Origin of the sequence: Psychroflexus montanilacus, assembly GCF_020164535.1 — a bacterium.
Taxonomy (GTDB): domain Bacteria; phylum Bacteroidota; class Bacteroidia; order Flavobacteriales; family Flavobacteriaceae; genus Psychroflexus; species Psychroflexus montanilacus.
Map to the genome: position 1 here is coordinate 1 of NZ_JAIQZC010000014.1, position 252 is coordinate 252.

At 34.9% G+C, this 252-nt stretch carries 1 rRNA gene; it reads left to right on the forward strand.

The window, feature by feature from the left end:
- Nucleotides 1–169: 169 nt before the first annotated feature.
- Nucleotides 170–252: ribosomal RNA gene (locus LB454_RS13985) — 16S ribosomal RNA — on the forward strand; the annotation flags it as partial.

Genomic DNA, 252 nt, shown 5'->3' on the forward strand with positions numbered 1-252 from the left:
GAGGGGACAAGTTCATTGACATATTGAATTGACAATTATAAGTAGAGTGATTTACTTATAGAATTAGAAACATTAAAAGATTAGACTAATTGTAAGAGATTAGAGTTAATTCCTGAGAAGACAATTTTAGAATTGAATTCATTTAGACGTTAAAGACATATAAGATTTAACGATGAAGAGTTTGATCCTGGCTCAGGATGAACGCTAGCGGCAGGCCTAACACATGCAAGTCGAGGGGTAACAGGAGAGCTT